A 6,356-nucleotide genomic window follows, 5' to 3' on the forward strand; every position below is an offset into this window, starting at 1 on the left:
TTTGTCGTAGTTGGAGAGTGCCTTAATCGCACCCTTCCGATTTAGCTTCGTCATCAGTATCCCAATCATCTTTGTCATTCTCTTCGGAAGAAGGCGCTGCAAGGGGAGCCTGCAAGGGGCGTCTTACAATGATCGTGACAGGCGGATCTTCTGGGTCTGAGACTAATTCTTTCTGAAACTCATTTGTTCGCCAGAAGTCCTCTGGGATCTCATCCGCATTTTCAACATCTCGCTTATTGTTAAGGAATTTGATCACACGACCATCGCTAATGGAGGGAGACCACTCTGCATAGAAATCACGAAATCGATCTACATGAGCTGAAATGTGGAGTACTGCACCTGGGATCGATAGTTCATTCAAAAGTAGCTCGAATCTATCCGGATATATTTCTAGTTCAATAAAGAATTCATTCTGATCCTCTAGATCGAGATCCCCATTTATATTAATACCTGCCATTGCCACCGCTTCACCATCACTATTCTCATTGATAGCAATTGATATTTCACTAGTGGTGATATTTTTGCCCAAAAAAGAAAGGGTATAATTACCCCATCGCGCTGGATCTATTTTACCAGTTGCGCTAACAGTCTTAATACATTTTCGTACTTTAACTTCTTCGAACTCACAATTAACTCCCATTTTCGTTCCAACATTAAATTTGGTGGCGATTATGTCGAGTCTCAGATAGCTCTGTCTTTGGTATTCTTTCATATTTTGAGTAGGTGCATCGCCTTCGTATTCGACAAACGCTCCATTATTGTTGAAACCGCCCTTTGGTAGAAACCGTACTTTCATTTTATCCACCGATATTTCTAGTTGTGTTCAAAAGGATCGCGAGATCTTCAAGGCGGGTCCGATCGCCCCAAAACCACAGCCTTCGCACGTTGGACACCCTGTTTCCGTTAGAACCTGGCGCTTTCGCTCTTGAGCCAATCGTGGATTTCGTTCTCGTCGATGGTACTGATGGATCAGGAGGCATCCTTCCGTCGCGTCTGTAAGCGCCCAGGAACAACAATCTGTTCGTCTGGGTGGTGGGTAGGGGAATGATGGCTGATGGCTCTCCTGCTGGCTATAGCGGCTTGTTGAAGAGCCTATCTGGATGCGGGTAGTGGATTTGTTCCGCATCTGATTGCTGTGCTGCACATAGAACGCCATTGCGAGGATCAGCTCGTCCCGTGCCCAGTGCCCAGGGAGGATTTCTATCTGCCATACCAAAGCTCGCTTTCGCCTACCGGCGTTCAGCTTCGCCTTTCTCGATCGAAAAATCTACGGTTATGGGAATTATCTGAAGGCGATATGGTATCGAATCCACCATTATCAAGTAGTATAACGTCTTTTTAAAAAACTTCTTTAAAACTATAACTGTTAATGATAGTGCTTTGTAAGCTTTTATAACGTCATTAACTACAGTTAACATCATCGGTTACACTATGTAACCGATGAGTGCTTCGCATTTTTTAATACAAACATTATGTTATAACAAATTTTAGATGCACTAAAGACTGTGACGATATATGTGATATAGCATCTTTTAACATATTTGCCACATTTGGACAATTTTACTATGTGATTTCATCTAGAATTGCCGGAGAATCACTACGCGGACATATTCTTATTTATAATTTTACTGTTTATAAGCAGTAAATATTGATTTTGAACTTCTAGTTTTAGTGCAATATCTAGTCCACCCATCTAGATCTGTTATAGGCTCTAAAAGAATATCGCCGCTTGGACACATCTTATCATATTCATAGAATCTAAAACTCCCATCACTACGAGACTGGCACCTTCCTATTTCTTGTAAGCAATTTACTTTCTCTAAATTATCTTCGTGGAATGCTATAACACCGTGCGCGTGCGGATTATTTGTATAATCATACTCAATTACTAAAAATGATTCCGTCCGCATGTTAGGCATATTAACGTACCTAGGACCAAGAAATTTTCTATCATAGCGATTGATTATGTTGTCGAGAAGCCTTTGCATTGACAGTACGCTGGATTTACCCTTATATCCAAACCTTATTGTTATAGCATACTGAGGCAACATTCTTTTCATTTGCAACCTAAATCCATTTGATAAATGATCTATACTTGTGTAATTAGGTTCTATATTCATATTGATATTATGAGATCCTTCTTCCTTTCCTTGGTTGTTTACAGACATTGGTCTGATAATATAACTTATTACATCAATGATGTCAAGCTGTATTTCATAATAATCTCTTGTGCGTGCGGTTACTACGTTTTGTAGTTAGAAGAATCTCTTTCGGCATGCGCGACGCTGTATATTCTCAGGGTTGTTTTGGTATCTTCTTTGTTCTCAAATTTGAAGTTATCCCCAGGGTCGGTGAGGCTGGGGTGGTGTTATATTGTGTTAAATGTGGTGTTACGCTGTGGATAACCATCTACAAGTCATTGATAATAATGGGTGATTGGAATCGGGCGGTGTGTAAAAACACGAAAGACGGTGTGTAAAAACACGAAAGATGGTGTGTGGAAGCACGAAAAGGATTGATGCGGTGTGTGGAAGCACGAATAATGGCGGGATGGTGGGTGATAGCACAAAAGATCGACCGCCCCTTCTGCCCGACCGTATGAGGCAAGCGGATTTCTTCGTATGCGATATCTTCGATGCCGCACCTAAAGGCGATATGGCGTCGATGCAGAACCCGGTTTTCTCGATCTCAACAAAGCCCGATCGGAACGTTCGCCGCTACGAGAATGGCGAGAACTTCGTAGAGGTAACACCGTCTGTGAAAGGACTAGCAACGGTTCATGATCGCGACGTTTTGATCTTCTGCATCTCCCAGGTCATGGCGGCGATCAACGATGGGCGTAACGACGATATCCGCCCGACACTCCGCTTCAAAGCGTACGATCTGCTGAAGGCGACCAATCGGGGAACAGACGGGCGTGGTTATGAGCAGTTAAGAGCTGCCTTGGAGCGGCTATCGGGAACCCGCATAACAACCAACATAACTACCGGAAATGTTGAAGTTCTAGATGGATTCGGATTGATAGATCGTTTCCGGATCATACGTGAAACACGTGACGGGCGTATGCATGATATTGAGGTCACTCTATCGGAATGGGTTTTCAATGCCATTAATGCGCGTGAGGTACTGACCTTACACCGAAACTATTTTCGACTTCGAAAACCGCTGGAAAGGCGCCTATACGAGATTGCTAGAAAGCACTGTGGTAATTCTTCTGAATGGCGTATAGGACTTCATAAGCTAAAATCTAAATGTGGGTCATATTCAACAGATAAGGAATTTAGGCGTCTGCTATCAAACATAATTATTGAAGATACAGCACATGCACATATTCCTGACTATAGCGTCACTCTCGATGGCGAGATGGTAATCTTTCAGTCTCGGGGCTCGGTGCCTGTCCGGCGCGAAGAGGTTTTTAACGGTCGCCTTGATCCAGAATGTTTCCATGACGCCCGAACCGCAGCCCCTGGTTGGGATATCTATTACCTTGAGCGCGAGTGGCGGCGATGGCTCGGTGAGAATGAGATCGTAGCGAAGAATCCTGAGCGGCATTTCGTGAAATTCTGCCGGAGCTGGTTCGAAAAGCGGGGGAAACCTTCCTAAAAAGTTATCGGCTGATGATCCAGCGTTGGCGGAAGATCCTTGGGTCAAAAGACTGCAGGCGAAAAAAAGCGAGATTATTTCATCTATGCAACCTTCACGCCACGCCATCACCAGCATGTTAACAGCCGCGATCGACGAGGCGATAACCGAAGCAAAGCTGACTCAAGTTCCACATTCAGTTGTCGAGGTGCCTGGTCAGTTCATCGCAGTGCCCTTCGATTGCGCGGTAGCTCCACTCACCACAGTTCAACCAGATAGCAGTGACACTGCGAAGGTCATTGCCGATCGATGGTTCAGATCAAACCGTAGCAATATGAACCCTAACCCGTTATGATCGCTGCAAACGGGGGTTTCGATGGGCAATGCAAACGGTGAGGGTAACGGTTCCGAAACCCATTCCGACACGGTTAGGGAAACGGTTTGGCTAACCGTTCCTGATGCCGCCCGAAAATTGGGTGTATCCTCCACAGCCATACGAAACCGTGTGAAAAGAGGGACGCTGGAATCGAAACCCAATGGGAACCGGGGGGTTCTTGTGAAGATTGCGAACGGTGAGCCTAACCGTTTGCAAACGGTTTCTGACACGGTTTCCCTAACCGTTTCGAACCTGGAATCAGAAAATGCCGCCTTACGAGCTGAGAACCAGCTCCTACGGGATGAGCGAGACTGGTTGCGCTCAAGACTCGAAAGACCTGGCGGCATCGTTCCCAGGCTTAAGCGCTGGTTTCTTGGATGATGCTGGCTGACAACGGAAAGGTTGAGCCACGATGAGAACACTCGCTGCCGGCGTCCTCATAGGGCTGGTTTCTTTTCTGCCGGTAAACGCATTGGCGCAGCCTACACAGGCAGAAGTGGAAGATCCTTATGAGTTTTTCTTAACCGCTCCTCAATTAACGTCAGACGAAAGCAATGACATACGTGGTGAACTATGGGATACAATAGAAAAAATAAGAGAAGAACGAAGAATTGAGTACCGCAGAGCCGTTAGAGCCGCTTCGCGAGGAGATCCCGAAGCCCAGAATAATCTTGGGACAATGTATGAACAAGGGTATGGTGTCACACAAGACTATGCTGAGGCGGTCCGCTGGTATAGCAGTGCTGCCGAACAAGGTAATTCCTATGCACAGCGCAATCTTTCTGCTATGTATGCTGATGGTCGTGGGGTAGCTCAAGATATTATCAATGCATATATGTGGATAATTATTTCTGCTGCCAACGGACATGATGGTGCTATTGAAGCACGTGACAACATGAATGATCTTTTTTCCAGAACTAACAATGAGAACATTATGTTTCAAACTCAGAGACGTGCGCGTATTTGCATGGAATCTGGTTATACCAACTGCGATTGAACTTGCCTATTACCTGCCGAGCCGAAAGATCTTCACTGCGCAGCCCAGCGCCGCGAGCTGCTTGATCTCGCTTTTTAAGGGGCAGTTTCTAGCCGCGACCGGAGGATCTGAAAAGAATATAGTATCCATCTTCCATATGGCATATCGAATAATTTTTTAGTGCTTTCTCCAAAAATAAGACTAACTTGTTGTAAACAATCCGTCTTTTTGGCTCATAAGCAGAAAATGTTATAACATCTGGTTTTTTGATAGATACCCATTCTTTGATTACATATAAAACTTTGCGAAATACGATGATGGCATACTTACCCATTCCATCAAGCTCTGTGGTAAGAACCTCGTCATATCCAAATCGATCAAGTGATATTACATGTTGCCCACTAGCTGTTCGTCCTTGGTGGTAAAGAAAATATATTTGTCCAGATGGCTCAGCGACAAACTTGTACGTAACATCCTTAACAGTGAAAAAACGAACAAATTCATTATTCCCGATCATACTTTGACCATTTGTTATTTAATGACCGATTTTATATCACATTGATTCGTAGGCGCGTCGGGTCACCAGGCGCAGGAAGGCGGTCGGAACCTCAATGGTCTCGCGATCTTCAGTGCTTTCCAGCCTGGACGCGCATGATCGTGGCGCGTGACGCATTGAACTCACGTGCCAGGGCTGAGATCGTCTCGCCTTTGCCCAGTCGCTCACGGATGGTTGGAATATCAACGGGATTGATCTTCCTGGGGCGTCCGAGCTGCTTTCCCTGAGCCTTTGCTCGCTGTAGTCCGGATTGCGTACGCTCGACGAGGAGATCTCGTTCCATCTCAGCGACCGCTGAGAGCGTTGCCAGGATCAGCTTCCCAGCTGAGGATGTGAGATCCAGATCTCCGAGCTGAAGGACCTTCACTGCGCAGCCCAGCGCCGCGAGCTGCTTGATCGTCTGTTGAACGTCCACGCCATCACGCCCAAGACGATCCAGCTTCGTGACGAACAGGCACTTTGGTTTCCGGGTTCGGCTGATGGCATCAACCATCCGAGCGAACTCGGGTCGGTCCATTGCCGGCACTTTCCCGCTGATGGTCTCGGCATACGCCGCATCCACTGCATAGCCTGCACGTTCGATCTCTTGATCCTGGTTAGCCGTGTGCTGGTCGGCGGTCGAAACCCTCGTATAGCTGAAGTTGTGCATCCGGCTCAAAACCCCTGTTCAAATTCCATGTGCAAAATACCATACTGTCCAAAAAGCGCAATCCTATTTTTTGAACGGGCATTATGGGGGATTCCGGACGTGTTCATAAACGGTCGTTTTTGTCGTAGTTGGAGAGTGCCTTAATCGCACCCTTCCGATTTAGCTTCGTCATCAGTATCCCAATCATCTTTGTCATTCTCTTCGGAAGAAGGCGCTG

General features: G+C 46.1%; 6 protein-coding genes. 3 read left to right on the top strand and 3 right to left on the bottom strand.

The genetic code is table 11. The features are described 5' to 3' along the window. Positions 1–22 precede the first annotated feature (22 nt). A complete protein-coding gene (locus ABZ728_RS21950; RefSeq protein WP_366658583.1) occupies positions 23–796 on the bottom strand; it encodes a hypothetical protein in 774 nt (257 codons plus the stop codon). Positions 797–2,550: 1,754 nt separating this feature from the next. Here ABZ728_RS21950 and ABZ728_RS21955 point away from each other — a divergent pair. The 3 genes from ABZ728_RS21955 (at position 2,551) to ABZ728_RS21965 (ending at position 4,955) form a co-directional block, all read left to right on the top strand. After that, positions 2,551–3,603, top strand: a complete 1,053-nt coding sequence (locus ABZ728_RS21955; RefSeq protein ID WP_366658584.1) for a replication initiator protein A — start codon at positions 2,551–2,553, stop codon at positions 3,601–3,603. 25 nt (positions 3,604–3,628) lie between these two features. Beyond that, positions 3,629–3,937: a hypothetical protein gene (locus ABZ728_RS21960; protein ID WP_366658586.1), complete on the top strand. Its 309-nt coding sequence runs from the start codon at positions 3,629–3,631 to the stop codon at positions 3,935–3,937. 433 nt (positions 3,938–4,370) lie between these two features. Then, positions 4,371–4,955: a tetratricopeptide repeat protein gene (locus ABZ728_RS21965; protein ID WP_366658587.1), complete on the top strand. Its 585-nt coding sequence runs from the start codon at positions 4,371–4,373 to the stop codon at positions 4,953–4,955. An 88-nt stretch (positions 4,956–5,043) separates the two neighbouring features. Here the strand turns inward: ABZ728_RS21965 and ABZ728_RS21970 are convergent, their stop codons facing one another. Next, complete coding sequence (locus ABZ728_RS21970) at positions 5,044–5,451, bottom strand: hypothetical protein (protein WP_366658588.1); 408 nt, start codon at positions 5,449–5,451, stop codon at positions 5,044–5,046. A 109-nt stretch (positions 5,452–5,560) separates the two neighbouring features. Then, entirely contained in the window at positions 5,561–6,139 is a 579-nt protein-coding gene (locus ABZ728_RS21975) for a recombinase family protein (protein ID WP_366658589.1), read from the bottom strand. Between the last annotated feature and the right edge of the window lie 217 nt (positions 6,140–6,356).

The sequence above is a fragment of the Fodinicurvata sp. EGI_FJ10296 genome (assembly GCF_040712075.1).
In the GTDB taxonomy this organism is placed as follows: Bacteria; Pseudomonadota; Alphaproteobacteria; order DSM-16000; family Inquilinaceae; genus JBFCVL01.